23 protein-coding genes are annotated in these 26,300 nt (G+C 69.0%); 10 read left to right on the forward strand and 13 right to left on the reverse strand.

The window, feature by feature from the left end:
• Window positions 1–197: 197 nt before the first annotated feature.
• Complete coding sequence (gene glsA, locus AB0F43_RS29230) at window positions 198–1,601, forward strand: glutaminase A (RefSeq protein WP_360483770.1); 1,404 nt, start codon at window positions 198–200, stop codon at window positions 1,599–1,601.
• A 65-nt stretch (window positions 1,602–1,666) separates the two neighbouring features.
• On the opposite strand, the gene glmS is transcribed toward glsA, so the two are convergent.
• The 3 genes from glmS to nucS form a co-directional block, all read right to left on the reverse strand.
• A complete protein-coding gene (glmS, locus tag AB0F43_RS29235; RefSeq protein WP_360483773.1) occupies window positions 1,667–3,487 on the reverse strand; it encodes a glutamine--fructose-6-phosphate transaminase (isomerizing) in 1,821 nt (606 codons plus the stop codon).
• A 68-nt stretch (window positions 3,488–3,555) separates the two neighbouring features.
• Window positions 3,556–3,834: a hypothetical protein gene (locus AB0F43_RS29240; protein WP_132315215.1), complete on the reverse strand. Its 279-nt coding sequence runs from the start codon at window positions 3,832–3,834 to the stop codon at window positions 3,556–3,558.
• A gap of 245 nt (window positions 3,835–4,079) precedes the next feature.
• On the reverse strand, window positions 4,080–4,739 hold the full coding sequence (nucS, locus tag AB0F43_RS29245) for an endonuclease NucS (protein WP_360483776.1): 660 nt from the start codon (window positions 4,737–4,739) through the stop codon (window positions 4,080–4,082).
• 72 nt (window positions 4,740–4,811) lie between these two features.
• Between nucS and AB0F43_RS29250 the strand changes: the two genes are divergently transcribed.
• The 3 genes from AB0F43_RS29250 (at window position 4,812) to AB0F43_RS29260 (ending at window position 7,873) form a co-directional block, all read left to right on the forward strand.
• Complete coding sequence (locus AB0F43_RS29250; protein ID WP_360483779.1) at window positions 4,812–5,135, forward strand: hypothetical protein; 324 nt, start codon at window positions 4,812–4,814, stop codon at window positions 5,133–5,135.
• Complete coding sequence (locus tag AB0F43_RS29255) at window positions 5,132–6,013, forward strand: class I SAM-dependent methyltransferase (RefSeq protein ID WP_360483782.1); 882 nt, start codon at window positions 5,132–5,134, stop codon at window positions 6,011–6,013. The genes AB0F43_RS29250 and AB0F43_RS29255 overlap by 4 nt, the downstream gene beginning before the upstream one ends.
• 84 nt (window positions 6,014–6,097) lie before the next feature.
• Window positions 6,098–7,873, forward strand: coding sequence for a 3-hydroxybutyryl-CoA dehydrogenase (locus AB0F43_RS29260; protein ID WP_360483784.1), 1,776 nt, complete (start codon window positions 6,098–6,100; stop codon window positions 7,871–7,873).
• A 41-nt stretch (window positions 7,874–7,914) separates the two neighbouring features.
• Here the strand turns inward: AB0F43_RS29260 and AB0F43_RS29265 are convergent, their stop codons facing one another.
• Window positions 7,915–9,417, reverse strand: a complete 1,503-nt coding sequence (locus AB0F43_RS29265; RefSeq protein ID WP_360483787.1) for an Nramp family divalent metal transporter — start codon at window positions 9,415–9,417, stop codon at window positions 7,915–7,917.
• A 102-nt stretch (window positions 9,418–9,519) separates the two neighbouring features.
• Between AB0F43_RS29265 and AB0F43_RS29270 the strand changes: the two genes are divergently transcribed.
• Window positions 9,520–10,515, forward strand: a complete 996-nt coding sequence (locus tag AB0F43_RS29270; protein WP_360483790.1) for a hypothetical protein — start codon at window positions 9,520–9,522, stop codon at window positions 10,513–10,515.
• Here the strand turns inward: AB0F43_RS29270 and AB0F43_RS29275 are convergent.
• The 4 genes from AB0F43_RS29275 to AB0F43_RS29290 form a co-directional block, all read right to left on the reverse strand.
• Window positions 10,512–11,279, reverse strand: a complete 768-nt coding sequence (locus AB0F43_RS29275; RefSeq protein WP_360483793.1) for an alpha/beta fold hydrolase — start codon at window positions 11,277–11,279, stop codon at window positions 10,512–10,514. The two genes, AB0F43_RS29270 and AB0F43_RS29275, sit on opposite strands and share 4 nt — an antisense overlap.
• Window positions 11,280–11,294: 15 nt before the next feature.
• On the reverse strand, window positions 11,295–11,588 hold the full coding sequence (locus AB0F43_RS29280) for a hypothetical protein (protein ID WP_360483796.1): 294 nt from the start codon (window positions 11,586–11,588) through the stop codon (window positions 11,295–11,297).
• Window positions 11,589–11,654: 66 nt separating this feature from the next.
• Window positions 11,655–13,046: a M28 family metallopeptidase gene (locus AB0F43_RS29285; RefSeq protein ID WP_360483799.1), complete on the reverse strand. Its 1,392-nt coding sequence runs from the start codon at window positions 13,044–13,046 to the stop codon at window positions 11,655–11,657.
• Between the two features lie 122 nt (window positions 13,047–13,168).
• Entirely contained in the window at window positions 13,169–14,200 is a 1,032-nt protein-coding gene (locus tag AB0F43_RS29290; protein ID WP_360483802.1) for an acyl-CoA desaturase, read from the reverse strand.
• A 188-nt stretch (window positions 14,201–14,388) separates the two neighbouring features.
• Between AB0F43_RS29290 and AB0F43_RS29295 the strand changes: the two genes are divergently transcribed.
• The 5 genes from AB0F43_RS29295 to AB0F43_RS29315 all read left to right on the forward strand — a co-directional run bounded on the left by AB0F43_RS29295 (window position 14,389) and on the right by AB0F43_RS29315 (window position 18,765).
• Entirely contained in the window at window positions 14,389–15,681 is a 1,293-nt protein-coding gene (locus AB0F43_RS29295; RefSeq protein WP_360483805.1) for a sensor histidine kinase, read from the forward strand.
• The gene (locus AB0F43_RS29300; protein ID WP_360483808.1) at window positions 15,633–16,280 is read left to right on the forward strand and encodes a response regulator transcription factor; all 648 of its coding nucleotides are present in this window, start codon (window positions 15,633–15,635) and stop codon (window positions 16,278–16,280) included. The genes AB0F43_RS29295 and AB0F43_RS29300 overlap by 49 nt, the downstream gene beginning before the upstream one ends.
• 34 nt (window positions 16,281–16,314) lie before the next feature.
• Window positions 16,315–16,794, forward strand: a complete 480-nt coding sequence (locus AB0F43_RS29305) for a VOC family protein (RefSeq protein ID WP_360483811.1) — start codon at window positions 16,315–16,317, stop codon at window positions 16,792–16,794.
• Between the two features lie 296 nt (window positions 16,795–17,090).
• Window positions 17,091–18,056, forward strand: coding sequence for a GNAT family N-acetyltransferase (locus tag AB0F43_RS29310; protein WP_360483814.1), 966 nt, complete (start codon window positions 17,091–17,093; stop codon window positions 18,054–18,056).
• Between the two features lies 1 nt (window position 18,057).
• Complete coding sequence (locus AB0F43_RS29315) at window positions 18,058–18,765, forward strand: PIG-L family deacetylase (protein ID WP_360483817.1); 708 nt, start codon at window positions 18,058–18,060, stop codon at window positions 18,763–18,765.
• A gap of 136 nt (window positions 18,766–18,901) precedes the next feature.
• On the opposite strand, the gene AB0F43_RS29320 is transcribed toward AB0F43_RS29315, so the two are convergent.
• The 5 genes from AB0F43_RS29320 to AB0F43_RS29340 all read right to left on the reverse strand — a co-directional run bounded on the left by AB0F43_RS29320 (window position 18,902) and on the right by AB0F43_RS29340 (window position 26,204).
• Entirely contained in the window at window positions 18,902–19,384 is a 483-nt protein-coding gene (locus AB0F43_RS29320; protein ID WP_360483820.1) for a hypothetical protein, read from the reverse strand.
• Between the two features lie 38 nt (window positions 19,385–19,422).
• Entirely contained in the window at window positions 19,423–19,965 is a 543-nt protein-coding gene (locus AB0F43_RS29325) for a helix-turn-helix transcriptional regulator (RefSeq protein WP_360483823.1), read from the reverse strand.
• Between the two features lie 686 nt (window positions 19,966–20,651).
• A complete protein-coding gene (locus AB0F43_RS29330) occupies window positions 20,652–22,256 on the reverse strand; it encodes a DUF222 domain-containing protein (protein ID WP_360483826.1) in 1,605 nt (534 codons plus the stop codon).
• A gap of 907 nt (window positions 22,257–23,163) precedes the next feature.
• Complete coding sequence (locus AB0F43_RS29335; protein ID WP_360483829.1) at window positions 23,164–24,522, reverse strand: AI-2E family transporter; 1,359 nt, start codon at window positions 24,520–24,522, stop codon at window positions 23,164–23,166.
• Window positions 24,519–26,204, reverse strand: a complete 1,686-nt coding sequence (locus AB0F43_RS29340) for a transposase (protein WP_360483832.1) — start codon at window positions 26,202–26,204, stop codon at window positions 24,519–24,521. Before AB0F43_RS29340 ends, AB0F43_RS29335 begins: the two co-directional genes overlap by 4 nt.
• Window positions 26,205–26,300: the final 96 nt, after the last annotated feature.

Raw genomic sequence — 26,300 nt, forward strand, 5'->3', positions numbered from 1 at the left:
CATCATACAAGTCAGCAACGTGTCTGACGACTGTTGATCGGCCCGCGACCACCCCCGGCCAACGCGCGTTTGATCCGGCCGTAACACGCCGGATTCGGCCCGGAAACACGAACCGGAAAGGCTGCTGTTCCGCCCGACAGCGTCGTCGCGTGCGCGCTCGTGACGAGGACTTGTCTTCTGGGGAAGGGGCATCAGCGATGGATGTGTCGGAGTTGGCGCACCGCCGGCTGTTCGAATCGCTCGACAAGGACGCTGACGGCCACCTCTGGACCTGGGAGCTGCTCAGCCCGCTGGGACGTGCCGGGATCCAGCCGGGCGACCCGAGGGTCCGGGCGGCGCTCGCGGACCTGCGCGGTCCCGACGGCCGCCCACCGGGGATCGACACGCAGCCGGTGCAGATCGACTACCAGCGGTTCGTCCAGATCGCGCAGCACGGCGACGGCGTGGTGCAGCGGGCCCTGGCGGGCGACCTGGCGGTGTCGCCGTCGGAGTTCGCCGAGCTCAGCCGGGGCATCGAGCGGATCTACGCGGACGTGCTGCCGAACCAGGATGGCCAGGTCGCCCAGTACATCCCGACGCTGAAGAACGCCGATCCGGAGCGGTTCGGCATCGCGATCTGCACGGCGGACGGCCAGGTGTTCGAGGTAGGTGACACCCAGCTCGAGTTCAGCGTGCAGTCGACCTCGAAGCCGTTCAGCTATGCGATGGCACTGGAGGAGCTCGGCGCGGACGAAGTGCACGAGTGGGTCGGCCAGGAGCAGAGTGGCGGTACCTTCAACGACTACAAGCTCTCCCTGGACGCGCAGCGCAGGCCGCTCAACCCGATGATCAACGCCGGAGCCATCGCGACTCTCGCGCTGGTCGACTCCGACCGAGACGATTCCACCCGGATGGGCACGGTCAAACGGACCTGGACCGCGATGATGGGCGGCCGGCCGCCGGGCTCCGACGTCGAGACCTTCCTGGCCGAGCGGGCCACCGGCAACGGGAACCGTGGGCTGGCAAGCCTGATGGCCGCCGAGAATCGGCTCAAGGCTCCGACTCCCGAGCAGGCGGCGGAGTTCTACTTCCAGGTCTGCTCGCTCGGCGTTGACGCGTCGCGGCTGGCCGCCGCGGGTGCCACGCTGGCCAATGGCGGAGTCGCGCCGTACTCGGGTGAGCGGGTGTTCTCGCAGGAAACCACCGGGCGCGTGTTGTCCGTGATGGGGCACAGCGGGATGTACAACGACTCCGGCAAGTTCGCAGACGTGGTCGGGCTGCCCGCCAAGAGCGGTGTCTCCGGCAACGTGATGATGGTGGTGCCGGAGAAGCGGATGGCCGTCGTGGTCTTCTCGCCCCGGCTCGACGAGGCCGGCAACTCGGTGCGCGGCGTCGAGGTCTGCCGCCGGCTGGTGAACGACTTCGGCCTGCACCCGTACAAGGGACTGGGCGCGGAACGCGCCCGGCAGAAGGACGCAAACCGGCCGGCGGTGGCGTTCCGGTTCGCTTTCGAGGGCACCCGCGGCGGGCGGAGCGGCGGGGCGGCCAGTGCAGGCAACGACGGTGCCCGGGTGGCTGCTGTGAAAGCCGACCGCAAGCCGTCCCACGGCCAGCAGATCTGACAGCCGGTTCTGAAACGCCGCAGCCCCCGCCAAGTGGAGCGGGGGCTGCCGACGTCAGTGGATGGTCACTCGACCGTGACGGACTTCGCCAGGTTGCGTGGCTTGTCGACGTCGTGGCCGAGGGCAACGGCCGCGTAGTACGCGATGATCTGCAGCGGGATGGTGAGCAGGATCGGGTCGAGTTCCGGCTCGTTCTTCGGTACGACGATCTTCGCAGCCACCCCGTCCGGCACGTCCACGCCCGGGTGCGTGACGACGTACAGCGGACCGGAGCGGGCGCCGATCTCGTGCAGCGCGCCGATGTTGCGGTCGAGCAGCTCGTCGTCCGGCACGATCGCGACACTCGGCACGTCCGGCGAGATGAGCGCCAGCGGGCCGTGCTTCAGCTCCGAGGTCTGGTACGCCTCGGCGTGCCGGTAGGAGATCTCCTTCAGCTTCTGCGCGCCCTCGCGGGCGACCGGGTAGCCGCGGGTCCGGCCGACGAAGAACAGGCTCTCGTGCTGTGCCAGCCGATCGGCGATCTTGGCCAGCTCCTCCTCCTGGGCGACGATCGCGGCGATCTGCGACGGGATCTTCTTCAGGCCCTCGATCAGCCGGCGGCCGTCGGCGGGGGAGACGTCGCGGATCCGGCCGAGGTGGATGCCGAGCATCGCGAACGCGACCGCCATGTTGGTCAGCGCCTTGGTCGAGGCGACCGAGACCTCCGGGCCGGCGTGCAGGTAGACACCGCCGTCGACCTCCCGGGCGATGCTGGAGCCGACCGCGTTGACCAGGCCGATCACCCGGCCGCCCTTGCGCTTCAGCTCCTGGACGGCGACCAGGGTGTCGAGCGTCTCACCGGACTGGCTGACCGCGATGTACAGGGTGTCCCGCTCGACCACCGGGTTGCGGTAGCGGAACTCCGAGGCCGGCTCGGCGTCGGCGGGGATCCGGGCCACCTCCTCGATGAACTGCGCGCCCATCTGGCCGGCGTAGTACGCCGAACCACAGCCGAGGATCTTGACCCGCTTGATCTCCCGGGCCTCCCGCGCGTCCATGTTCAGGCCGCCCAGGTGGACGGTGTGGAAGCGCTCGTCCAGCCGGCCGCGGATGGCGCGCTGGACGGCCTCCGGCTGCTCGTGGATCTCCTTCATCATGAAGTGCTCGTGCAGGCCGCGCTCGTACTCGTCGGCGGTCCACTCGACCATGCTCGCGGTCTTGGTGGTGGACCGGGCGTCCTGGGTGAAGGTGCGGTAGCCGTCCGCGCGGACGGTGGCCAGTTCGCCGTCGTCCAGATAGACGACCTGGCGGGTGTAGCGGATCAGCGCGGCCGCGTCGGAGGCGACATGCATCTCGCCGTCGCCGATGCCGAGGATCAGCGGGCTGCCGTTGCGGGCGACCACGATCCGGTCCGGGAAGTCCAGGTCGATCACGGCGATGCCGTAGGTGCCCTCGATCCGGCGCAGGCTGGCCAGCACCTTGTCCTCGAGCGTGTCGCCCTCGGCCTGCTCGATCAGGTGCGCGAGCACCTCGGTGTCGGTCTCGGAGCGCAGCTTGACGCCGGCGTCCTCCAGTTGGGCGCGCAGTGCGGCGGCGTTGTCGAAGATGCCGTTGTGCACGACCGCGATCCGCTCGTTGCCGCTCACGTGCGGGTGGGCGTTGTCCTTGCTCGGGCCGCCGTGCGTCGCCCACCGGGTGTGGCCGATACCGAGCTTGCCGCCGAACCGCTTGGGTAGCGACGCCTCCAGCTCGCGGACCCGGCCGGCGTCCTTGTGCACCTTCAGCTCACTGGACCCCAGTACGGCGACACCCGCCGAGTCGTAGCCGCGGTATTCCAGCCGCGCCAGTCCGTCCACCAGGATGGGCGCGGCCGGCTTGGTGCCGACGTACCCGACGATTCCGCACATGTGTTCATGCCTTTCGGAGGTTGTCGTGGAGAGGGCCCGCCGCTCGGCGGGCTCACGTGTACTCGCTGTCAGCCGTAGACGATCCGTCGCAGCTGCCGGGCGGAGAGTTCGGGTGAGCGGACCGGCCAGTGCCGGAGCTCGGTGCCGAGCCGGGCGAAGATCTCGTCGTTGCGAGCACCGTAGGTCTGCAGCTCACGGTGCCGGCGCCGGACGTACTCCTCGGTCGTCTCGGTGAAGTAGGCCAGGACGTCGGCGACCACCCGCCGCGCGTCGTCCGGCGGGAGGCCGGTGGTCCGGCTGATCTGTTCGGCGAGTTCGTCCACCGGACCCGCCGCCGCCTCACTGATCACTCGTCAACTGTGCAGTGTTTCCCGGGCCAACGCAAAGCATCTGCCCGAAATCGGGCAAATTCCCCTGTATCGACAGGAGGCGGCCAGACCGGTGTCGGGCGTGGACCTTACTCCTGCCACCCAACGTGAGGGAAATCCCCACACCGAGTGCTGTGGTCTTGCCGGTGCCGACGGCCACGAGGCCGGCGATGATCGCCAGGAGACCGACCGAGTAGAGCAACCCCAGCCCGGTCGGCTCCTGGTCAGAAGAGGCGCAGTACGTCGGACTCCATGCCGCGCAGGGTGTCGTAGTCGACGGTCAGGCACTCCAGGCCGCGGTCGGTGGCCAGGACCTTCGCCTGCGGCTTGATCAGCTGGGCGGCGAAGATACCGCGGACCGGGGCCAGCATCGGGTCGCGGTTGAGCAGCTCGACGTACCGGGTCAGCTGCTCGACGCCGTCGATCTCGCCGCGGCGCTTGATCTCGACCGCGACGTGCTTGCCGTCCGCGTCGCGGCAGAGCAGGTCGACCGGGCCGATCGCGGTCGGGTACTCGCGCCGGACCAGCGTCCAGCCCTCGCCGAAGGTGTGGACGTGCTCGGCCAGCAGCTCCTGCAGGTGCGCCTCGACGCCGTCCTTGATCAGGCCGGGGTCGGTGCCCAGCTCGTACGCCGTGTCGCTGTGCACCTCCTCGATGGTGATCCGGAGCTCCTCACCCGCCTTGTTGGTGACACTCCAGACCCCCTCCTCCTCGCTCAGCCTGCACGGCGGCGACATCCAGTTGAGCGGCTTGTACGAGCCGCCGTCGGCGTGGATCAGCACGGACCCGTCCGCCTTCACCATCAGCAACCGCGGCGCCATCGGCAAATGAGCCGTCAACCGACCGGAGTAATCCACAGAACAGGTAGCAATCACCAAGCGCACGAGAAAGCACCGTAGTCGACAATTGGGGCGGAACCCATCCCGGCCGGCCGGGTGGGGTGGCAGGCTGGGGGGATGATGCCGAAGGTCAGCGAGCAGGCGGTGGCGGAGTACGACGCGGTCGCGGCCGGACTGGAGTCGGCCGGAGTGGTCCGGGGCAGCATGTTCGGCATGCCGTGTCTCAAGATCGGGCGCAAGGTGGTCGCCGGGATGTACGGCGACGCGATGACGTTCAAGCTGCCTCCGACGCCGCGGGCGAAGGCGCTCAGCCTGCCGGGGGCGGAGCCGTTCGACCCCGGCATGGGCCGCCCGATGAAGGAGTGGGTGCTGATCCCGCTGAGTCAGGCCGCGGTCTGGCCGGAGTTCGCCGCCGAGGCGCTGGAGTACGTGCGCGGATGAACCTCATGTGTCCCGCGCGGATTCTGCTGCTCCCAGGCGACCTGGTGGAGGCAGCGGTCGGGGAGCGGGTCGCTCAGGTGTACGCGGGCCCCTTCGAGGCGGCCGCCGGGACGCGGCTGGCGGATCGGCTCGGCGTGCGGCTGACCGTCGTACCGGAGCTGGTACGGCGTCCCGACGACGAGCTGCGGGCGATCGCGGACCTGCACCGGGGCGAGACCGTGGTCGTGCTCGGCGTCGATCTCGGGCTCCGGCTGCCCGCGATCGTCGAGCACACCGGCGACGGGTGGACGCGGGTGCCGAGTGACAACGAGCTGACGCTGGCGACGTACGAGCAGGCCGCTGAGCGCTTCCGGGAGTCGATCCCCGAGGAGCCCAACCTGCTGCTGATCGATCCACTCGCGGCGACGCTCCGCCCCAGGGCCTACGTGCTGGAGCTCGGCAGCGGGACCGGCCGCGACGCGATCGAGCTGGAGCGGCGGGGTTTCGTGGTACGGCGTACCGACGCGGCGCAGGCGTTCGTCGAGATGATGCGTGCCGACGGGTACGACGCCGACCGGCTGAACGCGATCACGGACGACTTCGGCGGCCCGTACGACGCGGTGTTCGCCGACGCGGTGTTCCTGCATTTCGACCGCGCACAGCTCGCCGAGGTGCTCCGGAAGGCGCCGCGGGCCGCACCGGTGCTCGCCTTCACCACCCGCGAGGGCAAGGGCGAGGAGTGGTCCAACCGCAACCTCGATCTGCCCCGCCACTTCGTCCTGTGGCAGGAGGATCCCCTGCGCGACCTGCTCACGGCCACCGGCTGGACTGTCGAGCACCTCACCCGCGGTGAGACGCGGATCGGACTCTGGTTCCACGTCCTGGCAAGACGCACCTGACCGGGGCCGAGGACGTGTGAGGTTGGCCTCCTGGGTGACTCAGCTCATGGGCGGACCAGTGGCGGGACTGGCATAGTTCGGAGCATGGCTCGGGAACTGAAGACGGTGGGTGTGGTCGGTCTGGGCACGATGGGCGCCGGGATCGCGGAGGTGTTCGCGCGCAACGGGCTGACCGTGATCGGCGTCGAGCGCGACGAGGCGGCGGCCGAGCGCGGCCGTGGGCACATCCAGCACTCGACCGACCGGGCGGTGAAGCGCGGCAAGTTGTCGGCCGAGGAGCAGCAGGCGCTGTTCGACCGGGTCACCTTCGCCACCTCGATGGACGCCCTGGCCGACTGCGACCTGGTCGTCGAGGCCGTGATCGAGCGGCTCGAGCTGAAGCGGGAGATCTTCGCCGCGCTGGACAAGGTCGTCCGCGAGGACGCGATCCTGGCCACCAACACCTCGTCGTTGTCGGTCACCGAGATCTCCGTCGCCACCGAGCGCCCGCGCCGCGTCGTCGGCATGCACTTCTTCAACCCGGCGCCGGTGCAGGAGTTCGTCGAGGTGATCAAGACCGTCGTCACCGAGCCCGACGTGGTCGAGGACGTGCTCGCGCTGGCCCGCCGGCTGGACAAGGTCCCGGTGGTCGCGGCCGACCGGGCCGGCTTCATCGCCAACGCCCTGCTCTTCGGCTACCTGAACCACGCGGTCTCGATGGTCGAGTCGCGCTACGCCACCCGCGAGGACGTCGACGCGGCGATGCGGCTCGGCTGCGGCTACCCGATGGGCCCGCTGGCGCTGCTGGACCTGATCGGTCTGGACACGGCGTACGAGATCCTCGACACGATGTACAAGCAGGGCCGCAACCGGCTGCACGCGCCGGCCCCGATCCTCAAGCAGATGGTCACCGCCGGCCTGCTCGGCCGCAAGACCGGCCGCGGCTTCTACACCTACGAGGCGCCGGACTCCCCGGTCGTGGTGGACGACGAGCACACGCCGCACCCCAACGGTGACGAGATCTCGGTCCGCCCGATCCGCCAGGTCGGCGTGGTCGGCTCCGGCACGATGGCGGTCGGCATCATCGAGGTGTGCGCCAAGGCCGGGTACGACGTCCTCTACGTTGCCCGCGGCACCGAAAAGGTCGACCGGGTCCGGGCGGCGCTGGAACGTTCGCTGGAGAAGGGCGTCCAGCGCGGCAAGCTGTCGGCGGAGGAGCGCGACGCGGCGCTGCGCCGGATCGTCGGTACGGCGAAACTCGACGACCTGGCGAATGTCGACCTGGTGGTCGAGGCCGTGGTCGAGGAGCTGAGCGTCAAGCAGGCGCTGTTCGAGACGTTCGACGAGATCTGCAAGCCGGGCGCGATCCTGGCCACGACCACGTCGTCGCTGCCGGTCATCGACCTGGCGATGGCGACCAAGCGACCGGCTGACGTGGTCGGTCTGCACTTCTTCAACCCGGCCCCGGTGATGAAGCTGGTCGAGGTCGTGAGCACGGTCAGCACGTCCGCCGAGGTGGCCGACTCGGTCGCGGCGCTGGCCGTTGCCGCCGGCAAGCACCCGGTGCTGTGCGGTGACCGGGCCGGGTTCATCGTGAACGCGTTGCTGTTCCCGTACCTGAACGACGCGGTCCGGATGCTCGAGGCACACTACTCAGGAGTCGACGACATCGACGCGGCGATGAAGCTCGGCTGCCGTCTGCCGATGGGCCCGTTCGAGCTCCTCGACGTGGTCGGCCTGGACGTCTCACTGGCCATCCAGCGCACGTTGTACCTGGAGTTCCGCGAGCCCGGCTTCGCCCCGGCGCCGCTGCTCGAGCACCTGGTCACCGCGGGCTACCTCGGCCGCAAGACCGGCCGAGGCTTCCGCGACTACAGCTGACGCCTAGGCCGTGTCTGACGGTCCCTCGCCTACTGCGCGGCCTAGAAGGTCACCAGCGGGTCTCCGACGAAGTCGGCGATGAAGTTGACGAAGAAGAACCCGAAGAACAGGAAGTTCAGCACCAGCATCAGGTAGTGCCACGGGCGCGGCCGGGCCGGCGCGGGCAGCTTGCTGTTCAGGTACATCAGCAGGAACGGGTAGATCAGCGCGCCCAGGTTGGACATGTTCGCCGACCACTGGATCAGGCCGACCGGCAGCGCCAGGTGGATGATGATCGAGATCACCACCAGCAGCAGGATCATGAACGGGTAGTAGAACTTCCGCGGATCACCCTCGATCCGCGCCCGCAGCTTCGAACTGCTTGCGTGTGAGGCGTCCGTGGTGACTCGGACCATCGCCTCGAAGATGCCGAGCTGGGTGCTGAACAGGATCAAGACTCCCATCAGCAGGGCGAGGTAGAACACGAAGCTGCCGTACTCACCCTCCAGCACATCGGCGACGAACGTCGGCACGTTGGCCGTCGTGGGGTTCTCGCCGCTGATCTCGACGGCCCGGGTCATCAGGATCGTCGGCAGCAGCATGCCCAGCATCGCCCCGATGAAGAAGACCCCCCACATATCGGTCAGCAGCAGCCGGTACCAGCGCCGCCACAGACCGCGATTCTTCTCGTCGTCCGGGAACGTGACACCGCTGGCGAGCACCTGCTTGCGCTCGCCCCGCATGCCGGACAGGTAGCCGGCCCGGTGGCCCATGCCGTAACCCTTGTCCCGGTAGTGTCCGAGCACGTACCAGTTCAGGCCCGAGGCGAGCGCGGTGAAGCCGGCCAGCGCGCCGAGTTGGGTCGCCGAGATTCCGTCCGGCGGCGCGGCCGGGGTGAAGAACCCGCTGATGCCGTCCCACCAGATCCGGCCGGGGACGATGGCGATGTCGATGATCAGCAGGACGACGAGGATGGTGACGACCATCGCCCAGTTCGCGAGCTCCAGCGCGCGGCTGATCCGCCGTGCCGCCGCGGTGATGGCGAACACCAGGACGAGCAGCAGGATCGCGTAGATCCGGGGCTCCTCGGCACCGGACCGGGCGATCTCGCCGTGCACCAGGGCATACACCCCTTGGCCGGCCGATGCCGCCCAGCCGCCGGCGATGAACGCGAAGATGACCAGGAACACCGACGCGGGCACCCAGAAGAACCAGCCCGGCGGGACCCGGCCCCACCCGACCACGGGCACCTCGCCGGTGGCCACGACGTACCGGGCGCACTCGACGTTGTAGAACGTTTGCAGCACGGCGGACACGGTGATGATCCAGCCGACGCCGACGAAGCCGTACTGGCCGACGTTCAACGGGCCGAGCAGCCACTCGCCGCTGCCGATGGAGATCCCGAGCGCGATCAGGCTCGGGCCGATGGCGAACTGGATCAGCTCCCGTGGACCGAGGCGGCTGACCTTGAAGACTTCTTCCGGTGTCGGCAGGTCCTGGACCGCGAGATCAGGACGGCTGACGCCGAGTGGGTAGTGCTGCTCTGACTGAGCGATGTCGGCCATGTCCTTCTCCTCTGGCCATCGGACGGGTGCACACGTCCTGTTATGACCTGATGGTCACGCGCACTCCCACAGTTGGCAAGCCTGCCCGCCTAGGCTGGGTGGGTGGACAGAGACGTACCGCTTCCGCGGTCGCTGCAGGCCGATGCCGAGGGTCAGTGGGTACGCCGCTGGACCGGGCAGGACTGGTTCGCCGAGGCCGACGCCTGGGTACGGGAGCGGTTGGCCGCCGCGGGCGCTGTGGTCTGCGGCGCTCCGGTGCCGTACAAGATCCGCTTCTGGGCGGCTGTCTGGTGCTACCCGACCGATCACGGGCTGTTCTGGTTCAAGGAGAACAACCCCGGCCAGGCGTTCGAGGCCGCGCTCGTCGCCGCGATGGCGGAGGCGCTGGCGCAGCACGTGGTCGCGCCGCTCGCGATCGACCCGGAGCGCGGCTGGCTCCTGACCGCCGATCAGGGCCGCACCCTCGACGAGCAGGACGGCACCGACTGGCACCGGCTCGTCATCGAGTACGCCGCTTTCCAGCGCGACACCATCCCGTTCGAGAGCACGCTGCTCGCCAGCGGGCTGACGTCACTCGCACCGTCTCGGCTGGCCGATGCCGTGCAGCCTGTTGCCGATTGGTTCTCCGGCCTGGCGGACGACCACCCGCTCCACCCCGATCCGTCGACGCTTACCGGCGTACGACGAGCCGCGGAAAACCTGTCCGCGGTGCAGCGGCTGCTGCCGGGCGCCATACCGATGGCTCTTGATCAGAACGACCTGCATGCGCGGAACGTCTTCAGGCCCGACCCGGCCGGTCCCTTCAGGTTCTTTGACTTCGGTGACGCGGTGTGGGGTCATCCGTTCGCGACGCTGGCCAGCGTGCGTGAGGACGTCGACGACGAGGTCGTGACGGCGTACCTGGAGATGTGGTCGGACCTGGCGCCACTCGACGTACTGCGCAGGGAGCTGGAGATCGCCGAGCCCCTGCATGTGGTCCACCGGATGGTGTCCTGGCACCGGCTGCTGGAGCACGCGGACGAGATCGAGGGCGCGGCGTGGATCGTCCATGTCGAGCACTGGCTCAACGAGCTCGTCCGGGTTTACGGCTCCGCCTAGGGAAGGAACGGAGTCAGTACGGCGAGGAAGTCGTCGAGGCGTTCGGCGTGGACCCAGTGGCCGGCTTCGGGGACTTCGGCGTACTGGACGTGGGGGAAGTACGACGCGATCGTCGCGCGGTGGTCCTGCTGGACGTAGTCGGACTTGCCGCCGTAGATGAAGAGCGTCGGGCCGTCGTAGCTCGAGCCCTCGGCCTCCGACGGCCAGCCGGAGATGGCTGGAAGCGCGGCCTCGATGACTGGGAGGTTCGGGCGCCAGCGGGCGCCTTGGTCGTCGAGGATCAGGTTCTGTAGCAGGAACGCGCGCGTGCCGGGGGACTGGACGGCCTCGGCCAGTTGGGCGTCGACGTCGGCCCGGCGCTGGACTCCGGCCAGGTCCGCGGTACGCATCGCGCGGGCGTACTCGACGAACGCTGGGGGATAGGCGACCGGCGCGGCGTCGACGACGATCAGTCGCTCGACGACCTCGGCGTACCGCAGTGCCGTCAGCATCGCGGTCTTGCCGCCCATCGAGTGCCCGACCAGGGCGACCGGTCCGACCCCGAGGGACTCGATCGTCTCCCGGACGTCGTCGGCCATCTCCGGGTAGCTCATCGTGTCGGTGTGCGGCGACGAGCCATGGTTGCGCAGGTCGAAGGCGAACACGCGATGCTCACCGGACAACCGCCGGGCCGCGGTCATCCAGTTCCGCCCGGAGCCGAACAGGCCGTGCATGACCACGACCGGCGTACCAGTTTCGCCGTACGACGTGACCGGAAGCTTCATCAAGGACCCTTGGGGTTAGCGGCGGCGTTGCCAGCAGGCGGAATGCCAGTGGCGTCGCTCGTCGAGGGACTGGGCGCCGCCGATCGCGGCGAGCAGGCTGGGGTTCTCCGGCCAGACCACGACGTGCGGCGTGGCAGGCGGGATGAGCTGGTCGCACCCCGGGCAGCGGTACGCCTTGCTCGACGCGGACCCGGACACGCGGCGGACGATCCACTCCCCGTCGGACCGCTCCTCGCGCGCCTGGGTACCGCCGAGCAGCGGCCGGTCATTGACCGGCCGCTGCCATTTCGAAGGCTTCCGGCGCGACATAGCCCTTAAAGGCTAGCCGTATGAGCCATGTCACCCCGGGCCAGCCAGGTCACCCCCGCGGGCGGCTCAGCCGCGGGCGACGGCGTACGCCGCGGTGCCGATCAGCTCCATCGAGACCTGGAGACGCTCCAGGCTGACGTTCTTCGCGATGGTGTCCTCGGGCGAGTGGTAAGGCGGCTCCAGGAAGGCGGGCGAGATCTCACCCCGCCAGGAGAAGTTGGCCGAGGCGATGCCGACCTCCTGGAACGATTGGTGGTCCGAGGCGCCGCGCTGGACCGGACCGACCATCTGCGGGTCGTACCCGAGCCGCAATCCGGCCGCCCGGACCGCGTCCGTCGCCGTGTTCGCGAGACCGGTGAAGGACAGCAGCCAGTAGGTGATCGCCGGGTCCCAGCTGGTCGCGACCATGTCGTTCTGGAACACGGCCTTGTGCCGGTCCCGCTGGTCCTGCGCGAGTTGCGCCACGTGGTAGCGCGACCCGATCAGGCCCTGCTCCTCCGAACCCCACAGCGCGAACCGCAGCGTCGCCGCGGTCGGGATCCGGCTGAACACCCGGGCCAGCTCCATCGTGAGCACGGTCCCGGATCCGTCGTCGTTCGCGCCCGGCGCACCGATGACCGAGTCGTAGTGACCGCTGATCACCACGATCGGCGAGTTCGCGCCACCCTTGCCGCGCCGCTCGCCGATCACGTTGTTCGAGATCAGCCCGCGGTGGGCCGTGGTGCTGATCCGCAGCGGCAGCGATTTCACCACCGCGAGCGCCTCGCGAATCAGCCGCTTCTGCACCTGAGCCACCCCGATCACCGGGATCGGCGCGTTGGTCAGCCCGCTCGGCTGGAACGCCGACGCCCGGCGCGGGAACACCAGGTCGGCGGGCAACAGGATGACTCCGACGGCTCCCCGCGCCGCGGCCTCCGCGACCAGGGCCGGGCGCGCGGCCGAGGTGTCATCGGCGATCACGATCGAGCCGGCCACGTCGGCCGGCCAGACCGGAGCCGTCGCCGGGCCGACGTCCCGGACCGGCCCTTCGACGGTGACGTCCAGCTTGCCGCCGGGTGCGGCACCCGCCTGCCAGCACAGGTCGTTCGGCAGGATGTCGCGCACGTCCTCGATCTGGGCGGTGAACTTGTCCGCGACCGGGAACGGCTCCAGCCGCGTGTCGTAGCCGTACTTGTCGAGTTGGCCGGCGATGTAGTCGGCGGCGCGCTTCTCGCTCTGGGTGCCACCGATCCGCGGCCCGATGGTCTCCGACAGCACCTGCAGGTGGCGCAGTGCCCGTTCCGACGACAGGCCGGACACGATCTGGCGGTCGTACCTGTCCAGCGTCGGGCGGTTCACCGCTCCGGGCCGCAGGTCGTCCGCGGCCCAGGCGGGGGCCGCGGGCAGAGCCGTGGCGGCGGTCACTCCGGCGACGGCGCCGAGCAGGCCACGACGACTCAAACCAGACTTTTCGGTCATGCAGTTCTCCTCACAAAGGGCGACCCCGAGAGCTGGACCGTAACCGATCCGCCACTCGGGGCGCCGCACTTCGTGAAGTTTTTTCCGGAGCAGTAGGGGAACCCCGCATGCGCCGTACCGGACTACTGCTGGGCGCGGAGCTCGCTGCCGACCTCGTGCATGTGCTTCAGGCCCATCCGGTACGACTCGAGCAGGCCGGTGCTCAGGTAGGACACGCCGATCCGTTCGCAGTACGCCCGGACGATCGGCTGCGCGAATCGCAGGTTGGCCCGCGGCATGCTCGGGAAGAGATGGTGCTCGATCTGGTAGTTGAGCCCGCCCATCATCCAGTCGGTGACCAGGCCGCCGTTCACGTTGCGCGAGGTGAGCACCTGCTTCTCCAGGTGACCCCAGTTGGTGGTGTCGTCGGGCATCTCCATGCCCTTGTGGTTCGGCGCGAACACGCTGCCGAGGTGCAGGCCGAAGAGCATGTGGTGGATCAGCGCGAACAGCACCGCCTGGCCCGGTGACATGATCAGGAACAGCGCGCCGAAGTACAGCACCAGGTGGGCGGCCATCAGGCCGAGCTCCGACCGGGCCTCGCGGCGCGGACGGCCGAGCAGGTAACGAATGCTCGAGACCTTGAGGTTGAAGCCCTCCAAGGTGAGCAGCGGGAAGAAGATCTTCGCCTGATGGCGGGACAGCCAGCCATGCAGCCCGGTGCGGCCCTCGGCCTGCTCGAGCGTCCAGACCAGCACGCCCTCGCCGACGTCCGGGTCCTTGTCGGTGTGGTTCGGGTTCGCGTGGTGGCGGTTGTGCTTGTCGTTCCACCAGCCGTAGCTCATCCCGCACAGCAGGTTGCCGTGCAGCATGCCGATCAGGTCGTGCAGCTTGCGGGAGCCCGCGATCTGCTGGTGGCCGGCGTCGTGACCGAAGAAGGCCGCCCGGGTGGTCAGGACGGCCAGCGGGATCGCGAGGAACAGCACCCACCACGAACTGCCCAGGATCGCCACTCCGGCCCAGGTCGCGGCCATCAAGGCGACGTTGATCCCGATCGCCATCGTGTAGGCCGCGGTCCGCCGTTCGAGTAGTCCGGCTGCCTTGATCTCGCGCAGCAGCGGCGCGAACTCGCTGCCTTTGGTGACAGTAGGGGGTGAAACCAGTGGCTGAGCCATTCAGGTCCTCGTCTCAGAGCGGTGGGGGCCTAGGCGTACAGCCACGGCCAGCGTACGGCATCTAGCCTCGTCGCCCTAACGGCCGAAAACATGAGTGCTATTACCCGAACTCGTGGGGGAGACAGTGCCCCGGCGAGAGTGGAGCTAACACCACTGAGACCGGACTCACGCTCGGTCATGATGGAGCCATGACGATCACCACTGCGGCACCGGCGATGCGATACCCCAGGCTGGCGCAGCCGTGGATCGCGCTGTTCCTGGCGATCCTGGCCGAGATCGGCATCGCGTTCTTCGTGCTCAACGTGGTGGCCGTCCCGCTGATCGCGGTCTGGGTCGGCATCCCGATGCTGCTCGCGTTCGTCCCGGCCACCCGCTGGTTCGCGAACTGCCACCGGACCATGCTGGCCGGCTTCACCGGCGAGGCGATCCCGCGCCCGTACCGGAAGCCGCCGGTGCCCGGCATCCTGATGTGGCTGCGGACCACGCTGACCGACCCGGCCACCTGGCGGGACATCGTCTGGCTGATCGTGAACGCGACCATCGGGTTCACCCTGAACATCCTGTCCGCCGTACTGTTCCTGGCCACGCTGTTCTACCTGGTCTACCCGCTGCTCGTCCGGGTCACGCCCGAAGGAGTCTTCACCGAACCCTTCGGCGGGCTGTTCACGGTCAACTTCTGGACCAGCTTCCTGCTGCTGCCGGTCGCCCTGATCGCGTTCATGATCTGGCACGCGGCCGGTGAGCGGCTGCTGAAGGCGAACGCGTTCGTGGCCCGCTCGCTGCTAGGCCCGACCGAGAGCGCCAAGCTGGCGCTGCGGGTCCGTGAGCTGGCCGAGTCGCGCGCAGAGACCGTCGACACCCAGGCGGCCGAGCTGCGCCGGATCGAGCGCGACCTGCACGACGGCGCCCAGGCGCGGCTGGCCGCGCTCAGCATGAACCTGGGCATGGCCGAGGAGATGGTGAACCGCGACCCGGCCCAGGCCGCGGCCCTGCTGACCGAGGCACGTCAGTCGGCCAGTACGGCGCTGTCGGAGCTGCGCGACCTGGTTCGGGGCATCCACCCGCCGGTGCTCGCCGACCGCGGACTCGAGGGCGCGGTCAAGGCGCTCGCCCTGTCCTGCCCGTTCAAGGTCGACGTCACCTTCGACGTGCCTGGTCGACCAGCGGCGCCGGTCGAGTCGGCGGCGTACTTCGCGGTGGCCGAGGCGCTCGCGAACGCGGTGAAGTACTCCGGGGCGACCACCGCCTGGGTCCAGATCACCCACGAGCAGGAGAAGCTGCACATGATCGTCGGTGACGACGGCGTGGGAGGTGCGGAGGTCAAGCCCGGTGGCGGTCTGTACGGTATCGAGCGGCGGCTGGCCGCCTTCGACGGTACGTTGACCGTGGTCAGCCCGACCGGCGGGCCGACCACCGTGATCATGGAGCTGCCTTGCGAGTCCTCATCGCTGAAGACCACGCCCTCCTCCGGGACGGCTTGATCCGCCTGCTGGAGGCGCACGACTTCGAGGTCGTCGAGGCGGTCGACAACGGTCCCCGGCTGGTGCCCGCCCTGGTCGACCACCGGCCGGATGTGGCCGTGGTCGACGTACGGCTGCCACCGACCTTCACCGACGAGGGCCTGAAGGCCGCCATCGAGGCCCGCCGCCAGGTGCCCGGCCTGCCGATCCTGGTGCTGTCGCAGTACGTCGAGCAGCTGTACGCCCGGGAGCTCCTGACCGGCGGCGGAGGTGCGGTCGGCTACCTGCTGAAGGACCGGGTCTCCAATGTCGCGGAGTTCCTGGACTCGGTCCGGCGGGTGGCCGGCGGCGGGACCGCGATGGATCCCGACGTGATCGGTCAGCTGCTGGCCCGCAACACCCGGGACGAGCCGATCGGCCGGCTGACGCCGCGGGAGGCCGAGGTGCTCGGCCTGATGGCCGAAGGCCGCTCGAACGCCGCCATCGCGAGCGCTCTGTTCGTCACCGAGAAGGCGGTCAGCAAGCACACCAACAACATCTTCGCCAAGCTCGACCTGCCACCGTCGGAGGACGACAACCGCCGGGTGATGGCTGTCCTGACCTATCTCTCCTCCCGCTGATCCCCTACCTTCGGGGTAGGGGGAGGAGCACAGCATGCCGAGCTTCGCGGGAATCGATCATCTGAGCCTGTCGGTCACCCAGCTCGACCGGAGTGAGCGCTTCTACACCGACGTGCTCGGGCTGATGCCGCTGCTGGACTTCGGAACCGCGCGCACGCTGATCGACCGGCCGAGCGGATTCATCCTGGCGCTGGTCAAGCACGAGGCGGGTACGACGGAACCGTTCACCGAGCTCACCACCGGGCTCGACCACATCGGGCTGACCGCGGCCAGCCGGGGCGAGTTGGTCGAGTGGGAGCGCCGGTTCGACGCGTACGGCGTGCCGTACACGCCGATCCGCGACATGGAGTTCGGGTCCCACCTGAACTTCCGCGACCCGGACAACATCGCCCTCGAGTTCAGCGTCTCCAACGAGGTGATGGCCGGCTGGCTCGAGGAACTGCGAACCCGGGAAATGAGCCAGGCGGAAATCAAGTCCCGCGTGGAGGAGTACTTCGCCTCCTTGCAGGCCTGACACTCCCGCCGCGCGCTCGCCCCGCTCCGCCTCCGTCACCCCCGCCCGAGTAGCCGGTAATCCATTGACCTTCTCCTGAATGTCTCGGTAAGTTTTCTACTCAGTCCTGCGTTCTGGGTGGTGGTGGCGATGGCGGTCCGGACCGGCGCTCGTACCTGGTTCGAACCGGCCTTCGGCACGTACGCCGGCCAGGCGGTGCCTGGTGTCCAGCTCCATGTTGCGTCCCTCGTGCTGTTGCCTTCAGCAACGTTGGACTCGGCGCGCCCCGGCGGACTGCGCTCCGGAGGGACGCTGTCATGATCCGATCCTTCGAGGTTGGCGACGGACCGGCGCTTGCCGCGGCGTGGACCGCGGCGGCGCCGGCGGATCCGATCGGTTATCAGCGCTTCCGCGATCTCTTCCTGCTCGACCGGAACTTCGACCCCGCCGGCCTCAAGGTCGCCGTTCAGGACGACCAGGTAGTCGGTGCGGCGTACGCCGTACGACGTCTGGTCGCAGCCTCAGGTGACGACCTCGAGCTGTCAACGGGATGGATTCCGTTCTTCTTCGTGCATCCGGATCGTCGTGGTCGCGGACTGGGCCGCGCGTTGCTCACCGCGGCGCTCGACTGGCTCCGTTCGGCGGGGAGGGCTTTCGCCTTCTTCTCGTCGTACACGCCGAACTACTTCCTGCCCGGCCTCGACGCGGCCCGCTACCCCAACGCACACCGGCTGCTCTCGGCGCTCGGTTTCGAGCGGCAGTACGACGCGGTCGCGATGGATCGGAGCCTGGTCGGGTACGAGATCCCGGCCGACGTCCGGTCACTGGTTGCCGAGTTGAAGGCCGGCGGGTACAGCTTCGGGACACCGACCGGCGACGAGCTGACGTCGCTGATCGCGATCGCGCACTCCGAGTTCAACCCGGACTGGGCGCGGGCGATCCGCGAGGCCGTCGTGGCGGGGATGCCGCTGGAGCGGATCGTGCTGGCGCGTGATCCTGGCGGCCGCGTGCTGGGGTGGGCGATGCACGGCACGTACGAGGGCGTGATCGACCGGTTCGGGCCGTTCGGCGTACTGCCGGCATCGCGAGGCACCGGGCTCGGCAGGGTGCTCCTGCACCTGACCCTGGAGCGGATGGCCGGGCTCGGCGCGCACAGTGCGTGGTTCCTCTGGACCGGCGAACAGTCCGCCGCCGGCCAGCTCTATCTCAAGTCCGGCTTCACCATCACCCGCACGTTCACCATCCTCCGGGCGCCACTGGTCCGGGCCAACGGGAAGGACTGACTTGACCAGAACAGTGCTCGCCATCGGGGCGCACATCGGCGACATGGACCTGACCGCCGGACCCACGTTGGCCAAACTGGTGCTCGAAGGCGCCAACGCCACCATCATCGCCTTGACGCCGGGCGAACGCGGCCACCCGCGGTTGGCGCCGTCGGAGTACAAGAAGCAGAAGATCGCCGAGGGCGAGGCGTTCGCCACCGCGATCGGCGCCGACTTCATCGTCCTCGACCACAGCGACGGCTTCCTCCCCGACACCGACGACGTCGCCGTCGAACTGGCCGGCATCATCCGGGAGAAACAACCCGACACCCTGATCACCCACTGGAAGCACAGCATCCACCGCGACCACGAACACGCGGCCCGCCTGTCCGAACGCGCTCGCTTCCTGGCCGGCCTCCCCACCGAGGGCATCGAGAAGCTCGACGACCACCCCCGCCACTCGGTCCGCACCTTCCTGCACACCGAGAACTGGGAAGACATGGAAGGCTTCCAGCCGTCTCTCTACGTCCCCATCCCCGACGAAGCCTTCTACCGCTGGGTCTCCGCCATCCGCCACCAGGCCTTCGCCCGCGGCGAAACCTACGGCTTCCGCTACATCGACTACTACACAGCCCTCATGACCACCCGAGGCTGCCTAGCCGGCTACCCCCGAGCCTGCGCCTTCCAAACAGCAGCAACCCCCGAGGTCACCAAGCTGGCCGGCCCCTGACCCCTGTACGTGCCTCGCGGGTCGTAGCCGGGAAGCAGCCTCGGTCAGGCGGCGTGCAGGGTCTCCTCGAATTCGGTCACGAGGCCTTCGCCGGGGAAGCGGTCCCGCAGTTCGCGGTCGAGTTCCCCGGCGACCATCAAGAGGTGGATTTGCTCTGGCGGCCGTGCTTTGAGTCCGGTTTTGCCGAGTTCCACGGCCTGTTCCAGGTCGCCTTCCTCCGCCACGATGCCAGGGTGATGCGGCACTCTGACACCCGCATCGGGCTTAGCTCGGTGCCGTCCGGGGACGTGTTGTCGCGGATGACGGTGGTGGCGTACTGCGTTGCGAGTTCGTCGTCACCGGCAATGCGGTGCACGTCCATCGCGTAGTAGTCCCACTTGGCCGGGTCAACCTTGAAGTGGTTCTCCGGGCGGTCCGGGTAGGGCAGTCGGTCAAGCATCTCTTTGCCCGAGGCAAGTAGGGTCGTCAGGCCGGCTTCACCGAGGCGGGCTTTCGCCTTCGCTTCCTGAGCAATCAGCTGGACGTGGACTCTGGACGACTGCGCGACCGCCCGACCGCGTTGCGCCGCCTCTACGGCCTGCCGGAACCGACCTTGGGTGAGTGCGAACCAGGCCGTCATCTCGTGGCCCCATCCGGCGATCTCGGGGTGCCCGGCCTCTAGGCCGAGCTGCAGTGCCGCCGTCCGGTGGACTCGGCCGCCGACCGCATGCCGAGGTCATACTCGACGCACCCAGCGAGCAGGGCGAGCCAGCCCTCAGCCACCAGGAGTTCCTGATGGCCCTTGAGGCCGACCGGACGCCGCAACAGTCCACCGACGTGTTGTAGCCAGTCGTGGGCCTCCCGCCGCAGGTCCAGGGCGTCGCGGTAGTTGTACTGGCAGCACAGTTCCTCAATGGTCGACTGCAGGGCCTCCAGCGTCTGGGAGGTCGTGTCGCTCGCCTGCATCCGCTGGACCAGTTCGGCGGTCTGCCACGGGATGCGGTCCAGCTTTGCAGCGACATCCTCGCGGGCCGCCGAGATCAACTCGCCCTTCGCCCGCAGCGCCTCATCACAGCGCCGGGCGAGATCGACGGTCGGTGCCTTGCGGCCGTTCTCGATATTCGACAGGTACGACCGGCTGTAGTGCGTGGCCCGGGAGAGGTCGGCCAGAGACCAACCCCGATGCTCCCGATACTCCTGGAGACGCCGTCCAAAGCTCACCCGCCCAGTGTCCTATGCCGCTGTATGCCTGAAGCACCCATGCGGGTGACTGCGCCCGGCCGTTGGCGTGCGTCGTACGGGCCTCGCAGGCGGCGTCGATGTAGTTGCACCGGCTGATCTCTGTCGGCACCGCCTCGTCGAGTTTCTTGAGTGTGACGGGCGCTCTTGTTCGAAACGCTGCGCTACGGCGAGAGGTAGGGGCCTCTCGTTCCAGATCAAGACCATGCCCCGCGACTGACCCGGTAGTCGCGCTGAGGACCCATCGACCCTTACCGGTCGAGGTGTAGAGCGTCGCAAGATGCTCGCGTTCAGTTCGCGGGCCCACTGCAGGCTGTGGTTCAACACCGGCTCTTGCTCGGTGGGCGTGGTGGCGATGGTCGCCGCGAAGACGTTGGATCCGCGGACGATCTCGCTCTTAGCGGTTGGCTTGCTCGTGCCGGCCAGCTCGGCGGTCAGTTGCGAGCGGTCCGGCTCGATCAGCTGGGGAACGAGAATGCGCTGGCCTCCACTTCGTCGGCCGTCGCGACGACCAGGTCGAGAGTCAGCCGATCGCTGGCCACGTCCTGCAGATAGCCAGCCAGCGTCCCACACCACCGAGGCTTCAACGCCCGTTATCGCGCGCACTCCTAAGCCGCCAGCGCCCTTGGGCTAGGGGGATACGGTCCTCCGATCCCAGCCCACGCTGATCAAGGTGGGCAGTCGGGGTGAGAGCCCGCTCGGGTGGTGCCGGTGGGGGTGACGTGGAAGGTGAAGCCGTGCGGGGTGGTCCACTCGAGTGTTGTGGGGGTCAGGCGTTGGACGTGCCAGCCGTGGCCGTGGGTTTTGACCCTGTGGGCGAAGCGGCGCAGGGGTGCGAGGTTCTGAGTGTTGGTTTGGCCCGGTGGGCCGAGGGGGTCGTAGGGCTGGATGTGGTCGAGGTCCATGGTTCGGTGGGTTTCGCGGGTGCCGTAGGGGAAGAGCTCGACCGGGTGGGTGAGCTTGACGCGTTCGCGGATGCGATCGGGGATCTCGTAGGCGTCGACGCTGACGGCATCGTTGAGGTCGATGACCGGCTTGACGACGTACGGGCTGTGCCCGATCAACTCGGTCAGCTGATCGGCGAGCATCGGTCCGATGCCTTCGACTCGGAGGATTCCGTTGCCGGAGGCAAGCGTGTGGTCGGTGAGATGCACGTAGAGCTCGGTCTTGCCCGGACGCAACCTTCCTCCGGGACGGCCGGTGCCGTCGCGGGCGGCCTGGGTGGCCCTGGTAGTCCGGGTGGTGTGGGCGTCTTGCTTGATCTGCGCGAGTCTGGCGTTCAGGGCTCGTTCCGCGTCCGGGGCGAGGGCGTCGCCTGATTCGGGATCGACGTACGGGTCGGGCCAGATGGTCTCGACCGGCTCGCTCTGCGGCGCGTCGAGAGGATCCGGAAGGTCTGTGCTGCTCGGGTGAGGAGCGTCTCGGTCAGCCTCGTCATCCACCGGTGGGCTCGGGCGACCGGCGTGGTCGCCGGTCGTCGCATCCAGTGCAGACGAGGCGTCGCGTGCCTGGAGGAGAAGCTCCTCGGTGTAGCGGGGGTCGGCGATGATGCCGATCGCTTTGGCTCGGCGCGAGCGGAGATTGGTGGTGTCGCCCAGGACCTTCAACGCATCGGCGATGCTGGCGATGGTCGCGTCGAACCGGATCACGTCACCGCTCGCGGCACGAACGTAGATGGTCTTGGTGCCGTGCTCGTCAGAACGACCGACGTACACACCTCGCTCACGGGCCTTCTGCTCCGCCTCCGCGCGAGCGGTCTCCGGATCCGCGTGGGCTTTGGCGGCCTTCACGATGTTCTCCAGCCGGTGCGGAGTCACCGTGTCGACGATCCGCGCGAGCCTCTTGTCGACCGATCTGGCAGCCGCTTCGGACAGGTCCAGGCAGGCGGTTGCGATCTTGCCGGCGCGCCACGGCGTCGCCGTACCGGCTTGGACCTTCGCCCAGATGTGCGGGAAGCGGTGTCGCAATGCCAGCGCTTGGCCGATGTACGCCGCGGCGGCTCCTGCGGAGATACCAAGCATCATGCCGAACTCAGCGGGCGCGAACTCGGCGATCTCCGGACATCCGTCGCCGCCGAGGACGACGCCGCGTTCGCGTCCCTCCCAGCCACGACGCCCCGGGCGTTGCGGGCAGAGGACGGGATGGTGGCGGTCGGCAAAGATCTGGGCATGTTCGAGGAGCCGCGCCTCGGCCCGGTTGGCCTCGGCGCGATGCTCGGCGGCGGACTCCAGCAGGTCGGCCGTCGAGAGGGTGGTCAGATCTCCTTCGAACATGCGTTCGATATTAGCTCATCCCGATGGTGGTATCCAACTTGAGTGGGGTCCAAAAGTCCTTATCCACAAGGGGAAACGTCACAACGGCATGGCGGGTCTCGACTGGTATGCAGGGACAGGTTGGCGGTTGAGGTGCTTCCTTCGGAAGCAGCCAGGGAAGGTGGAGGCGACCGATCGTGGATGGGGTGAGGCGCCAGTTTGGGCGAGTGATTCCGGGTGCGCGACTGGGGTGCGGGGAGGCGGTGCCGGGCGGGTGACGACATGAGGCGGGCAGTGAGGCGGAAGTGGCAAGGTCAGCCAGGGGTGAGGTGGGCGGTCGCGGGCCATCGGGAGCACCCTGCGGAGGTGGTGGCGTGAGGCGGGGCTGGGCGGGGCTGGGCGAGTGAGATGTGGGTGGGGACTCGGTCGGGACCGGGGTGCGGGGTGGGCGGCGGGGCAGATGTTGTGGGCGCGTGGTGCGCGTTGTTGAGGGGCGGTGTCGGGCGGGTGTGGTGGTTCCTTCGGAAGCACACCCTGCGGAGGTGGTGGCGACTGAGGCGCGCGTAGGCCCGTGTGGGAGATGAGGTGCGGGTGAGGTGGGCGATGCCGGGCGGGTGCGGTGTTTTCGGAAGCGCTTGCGAAGGTGGTGGCGACTGAGGCGCGGCTGGACGGGTGAGGCCGGCGTGGGTGAGGTCGCCGCGGTCGAATGAGGTGGGTGGGCAATGGGTCCGGTGGGTGGGACCGGCGGTGTCGCGGGTTGAGGTGCGGTGGGCGGGTTGTGGTGCGGGTGGGCGTTCGAGATGTGGTGAGCGCCTGGGCGCGGGGGTGGGAGTGGGCCGTGTCGGGCCGGTGATGACATAACGCGGGCGCAGCACCCGCGGGGGTGACTGCGCCCGTTCCTCAGCTTGCGGCGTACGCCGGGGCGGACCTAGGAGGCGTCGGCTTTGCGGACCCAGACTTCTCGGATGATGAGGAGGATGGCGGCGGCGCTGGGGATGGCGAGGAGGGCGCCGACTACGCCGAGGAGGGCGCCGCCGAGGAGGGCGGCGATCACGGTGACGGCGCCGGGGATGTCCACGGCCCGGCGCATGATGCGGGGGGCAACGACGTAGTTCTCGATCTGCTGGTAGATGACGCCGTAGGCCAGGCAGGCGACGCCGGTCCACAGGCCGTCGGTGAAGCCGATGAGGGCGACGATCACGACGCCGATCAGGCCGCCGACCATCGGGATGAAGGCGGTGAACATGACCACGATCGCCAGCGCCAGTGCGTACTCGCGCAGGCCGACGATCTGCAGGAACACGAACATGAAGAACCCGGCGCAGGCCGCGACCAGGAACTGGCCGCTGACGTAGCCGCCGACCCGGCCGAGCACCTCGTCGCCGAGGATGGCGACGCGGGTACGGCGGCTGGCCGGGACGAGACTGTACGCCGCGCGCTTCACCGACGGCAGGGACGCGAGGAAGTAGAGCGTCAGGATCAGGATGGTGAAGCCGGAGAACAGGGCGTTCGCGACCACCTTGCCGACACCGAGGATGCCGCCGAACGCGCGCTGCGCCAGCGCCGGGTCCTGGATGTAGTCCTGGGCCTTCTGGATGAACTGGTAGCGGTCGTTGAGCTCGTTGAGGGTCTTCGACTTGGTCAGCAGGTCGAGCCACTCGGGCGCGTTCGTGATCAGGCTGTCGATCTGGTCGGTGACGACCGGGACGATCGCGAAGCCGACGCCGGCCACGGCGAGGATCATCAGCAGGAAGACCACACCGACGGACAGGCCGCGCTTCAGGCCGCGGCGCATGAACCACTCGACCAGCGGGTTCAGGCCGACCGCGATGAACATCGACACCAGCAGCAGGATGAGGACGGAGCGGGCCTGGCCGAGGGCGTTCCACAACCCCCAGGCGACCAGTACGCCGAGGGCCGCGAAGAAGCCGAACATGAACGGATTCGACCGCCGCAGCGGCGGACCCGGCGCGCCCATGCCGACATCGGGATGGCGCTCGTCGATCAGCAGTTCGCTGGCCAGGTTCTCGTCCGAGGAGTCGGCGGCAGCCTTGGCCGCGTCCTTGTCCTCCGCCGTGGCGGTGGCCTCCGACTCGGCCTCGGACTCGTCGGCGTCCTCCGCGGACTCCGCCGCGTCGCCAGCGGCCTTCTCGGCGTCGTCGGCGGACTGCTCCGCCTTGTCCGCGGCCGCTTCTGCCTCGGCAGCGGCGGCCTTGGCCTCGCGGGCAGCTTCCGCGAGGTCCTGCTCGGGCGTCGCTGTGGAGTTGTCGTCGCCGGATGGCGTCACATCTTGTCCTTCGGGGATCGCGAGCCGGAGACGGTCTCGTCGGTCTTCTCGTCGTCGGCGGGCTCCGCGTCGGCCTTGTCGGCCACCGCGTCCGGAACCGCCTGCACCCGAGTCTCCTCGTCGGCGAGGTCACTCAGCCGGAACTCGTCGATCTTGGTCGAGTCGGCCGGCTCCTCGTCGCCGGCCTTCGCGGGCCCGCCGGCGGACTTGCGGGCGGTCTTGCCGGTGGTTTTGCCGGTGGTTTTGCCGGCCGGCTCGTCGGCAACCTTGGTGTCCACCCGCAGCCCGCTGTCGATCCGCGTCTCGTCCACCCGCGCGTCCCCCGCGCCGGCACCCACGAACGGGCTCGCCCCGGTGAAGGGACCGTCCTCCTCGTCGTCCGGTGTTTCATCGGACGGCTTCGGAGCGAACGGGCTCTGGGTAGCGGCGGAGTCCTCCCGCGGGGCGAACGGGCTGGTCGGCGCGTCGGCCTCGGCCGGGGGCACGTTGTCCCGCGGCGCGAAGGGGCTGCCGGCCGGTGCCACGGTCTCGGCCGGCGGTGCGAAGGCAGCCGGGGCAGCGGACTCGGCGGGCTCCGCAGCGGGAGAGGTCTGTGGGCGGGCGAACGGGCTCACGTACGCCGGTGCCGCGGTCTCGGAGTCGAGCTCGGCGGCCTGGCGGGCGATGTTGCTGGCGATCTCGTTCAGGCCGGCGATCTGGCTGAGGATGCCGTCGCGGCGCTTGGCCAGCCGCTCGGTCTCCCGGGCGACGATGGTGCGGGACCGCTCGGCCTCGTCGGCGGCGTTGGCCAGCTCGGCCTCGGCGCGAGTGCGCGCGGTGGTGAGCAGCTGCTCGGCCTCGCGGCGGGCCCGGGACAGGGTCCGCTCGGCCGACTCCTCGGCCTCGGCGCGGATCTTGCGGGCCTGCTCGGTGGCCTCCGCGACTCGCCGCTCCGAGGCCTCGGCGGCCTCGCGCATCTGGGTGGTCAGGCTCTCGGTGTCGGCCGCGATCTGCTGGTGCTTGTCGGCCAGTTCCTTGGCTTGCTGCTCGCGCTCGTCGGCCAGCCGGGCCCGCAGGGCGGCGGACTCGCGCTGGATCGCGGTGCGGATCTTCTCCGCCTCGTGCAGGGCGCCGTTCTTCAGCGTGCTGGCCTGCGACTCGGCGGTCAACATCAGCTGCTCGGCCTTGCGCCGCGCGGTCTGAAGCACCTCGGAGGCCTCGGTCTCGGCGGTACGGCGAAGCTCCGCCGCGTCACCCTCGGCCGTCCGGCGCATGCTGTCCGCCTCGTTCAGCGCGACGGTGCGGATGTCCTCGGCCTCACGCTCGCCGGTCGCCCGGGCGGACGCCGCCTCCTTGGCCGCGGCGGCCCGCAGCTCCTCGGCCTCACGACGGGCTTCCTGGAGCGCCTCGGAGGCCTGGTCCTGCGCCAGCCGGAGGATCTGCGCCGCCCGGTCGCCGAGACCGGCGTACGACGGGTTGGCGCTGGCCTCGAGCTGGCGCCGGGTCTCCTCGACCTGGCGCTGCAGCGGGGCCACGCTGGCCTGCAGCTGATCGGCCCGGTTGCGGGCTTCGACGAGTTGCATTTCCAGGGCACGGACGTAGTCGTCCACCGCCTGCTTGTCGTACCCACGACGACTGACCGGGAAGCCCCCGGCCGCGGTCGCCGTGCGGTCGAAGAACGGCAGGCTCGACTCGTCAGGCATTCCCGAGATTCCCTTCTGGCGGCTCAGCGTGAATCCCCCACCTTAAGCCTGTCAGACCCGGGCGTGACCAGCCAATCGGCCCCTGTGGACAAACGC

It is taken from the genome of Kribbella sp. NPDC023972, assembly GCF_040639075.1.
In the GTDB taxonomy this organism is placed as follows: Bacteria; Actinomycetota; Actinomycetes; order Propionibacteriales; family Kribbellaceae; genus Kribbella.

What these genes read in the sequence shown, in the direction of transcription:
- glsA (WP_360483770.1), top strand. Translation starts at nt 198, where the DNA reads ATGGATGTGTCGGAGTTGGCGCACCGCCGGCTGTTCGAATCGCTCGAC.
- glmS (WP_360483773.1), bottom strand. Translation starts at nt 3,487, where the DNA reads ATGTGCGGAATCGTCGGGTACGTCGGCACCAAGCCGGCCGCGCCCATC.
- AB0F43_RS29250 (WP_360483779.1), top strand. Translation starts at nt 4,812, where the DNA reads ATGATGCCGAAGGTCAGCGAGCAGGCGGTGGCGGAGTACGACGCGGTC.
- AB0F43_RS29255 (WP_360483782.1), top strand. Translation starts at nt 5,132, where the DNA reads ATGAACCTCATGTGTCCCGCGCGGATTCTGCTGCTCCCAGGCGACCTG.
- AB0F43_RS29260 (WP_360483784.1), top strand. Translation starts at nt 6,098, where the DNA reads ATGGCTCGGGAACTGAAGACGGTGGGTGTGGTCGGTCTGGGCACGATG.
- AB0F43_RS29265 (WP_360483787.1), bottom strand. Translation starts at nt 9,417, where the DNA reads ATGGCCGACATCGCTCAGTCAGAGCAGCACTACCCACTCGGCGTCAGC.
- AB0F43_RS29275 (WP_360483793.1), bottom strand. Translation starts at nt 11,279, where the DNA reads ATGAAGCTTCCGGTCACGTCGTACGGCGAAACTGGTACGCCGGTCGTG.
- AB0F43_RS29280 (WP_360483796.1), bottom strand. Translation starts at nt 11,588, where the DNA reads ATGTCGCGCCGGAAGCCTTCGAAATGGCAGCGGCCGGTCAATGACCGG.
- AB0F43_RS29285 (WP_360483799.1), bottom strand. Translation starts at nt 13,046, where the DNA reads ATGACCGAAAAGTCTGGTTTGAGTCGTCGTGGCCTGCTCGGCGCCGTC.
- AB0F43_RS29290 (WP_360483802.1), bottom strand. Translation starts at nt 14,200, where the DNA reads ATGGCTCAGCCACTGGTTTCACCCCCTACTGTCACCAAAGGCAGCGAG.
- AB0F43_RS29295 (WP_360483805.1), top strand. Translation starts at nt 14,389, where the DNA reads ATGACGATCACCACTGCGGCACCGGCGATGCGATACCCCAGGCTGGCG.
- AB0F43_RS29305 (WP_360483811.1), top strand. Translation starts at nt 16,315, where the DNA reads ATGCCGAGCTTCGCGGGAATCGATCATCTGAGCCTGTCGGTCACCCAG.
- AB0F43_RS29310 (WP_360483814.1), top strand. Translation starts at nt 17,091, where the DNA reads ATGATCCGATCCTTCGAGGTTGGCGACGGACCGGCGCTTGCCGCGGCG.
- AB0F43_RS29320 (WP_360483820.1), bottom strand. Translation starts at nt 19,384, where the DNA reads ATGACGGCCTGGTTCGCACTCACCCAAGGTCGGTTCCGGCAGGCCGTA.
- AB0F43_RS29330 (WP_360483826.1), bottom strand. Translation starts at nt 22,256, where the DNA reads ATGTTCGAAGGAGATCTGACCACCCTCTCGACGGCCGACCTGCTGGAG.
- AB0F43_RS29340 (WP_360483832.1), bottom strand. Translation starts at nt 26,204, where the DNA reads ATGCCTGACGAGTCGAGCCTGCCGTTCTTCGACCGCACGGCGACCGCG.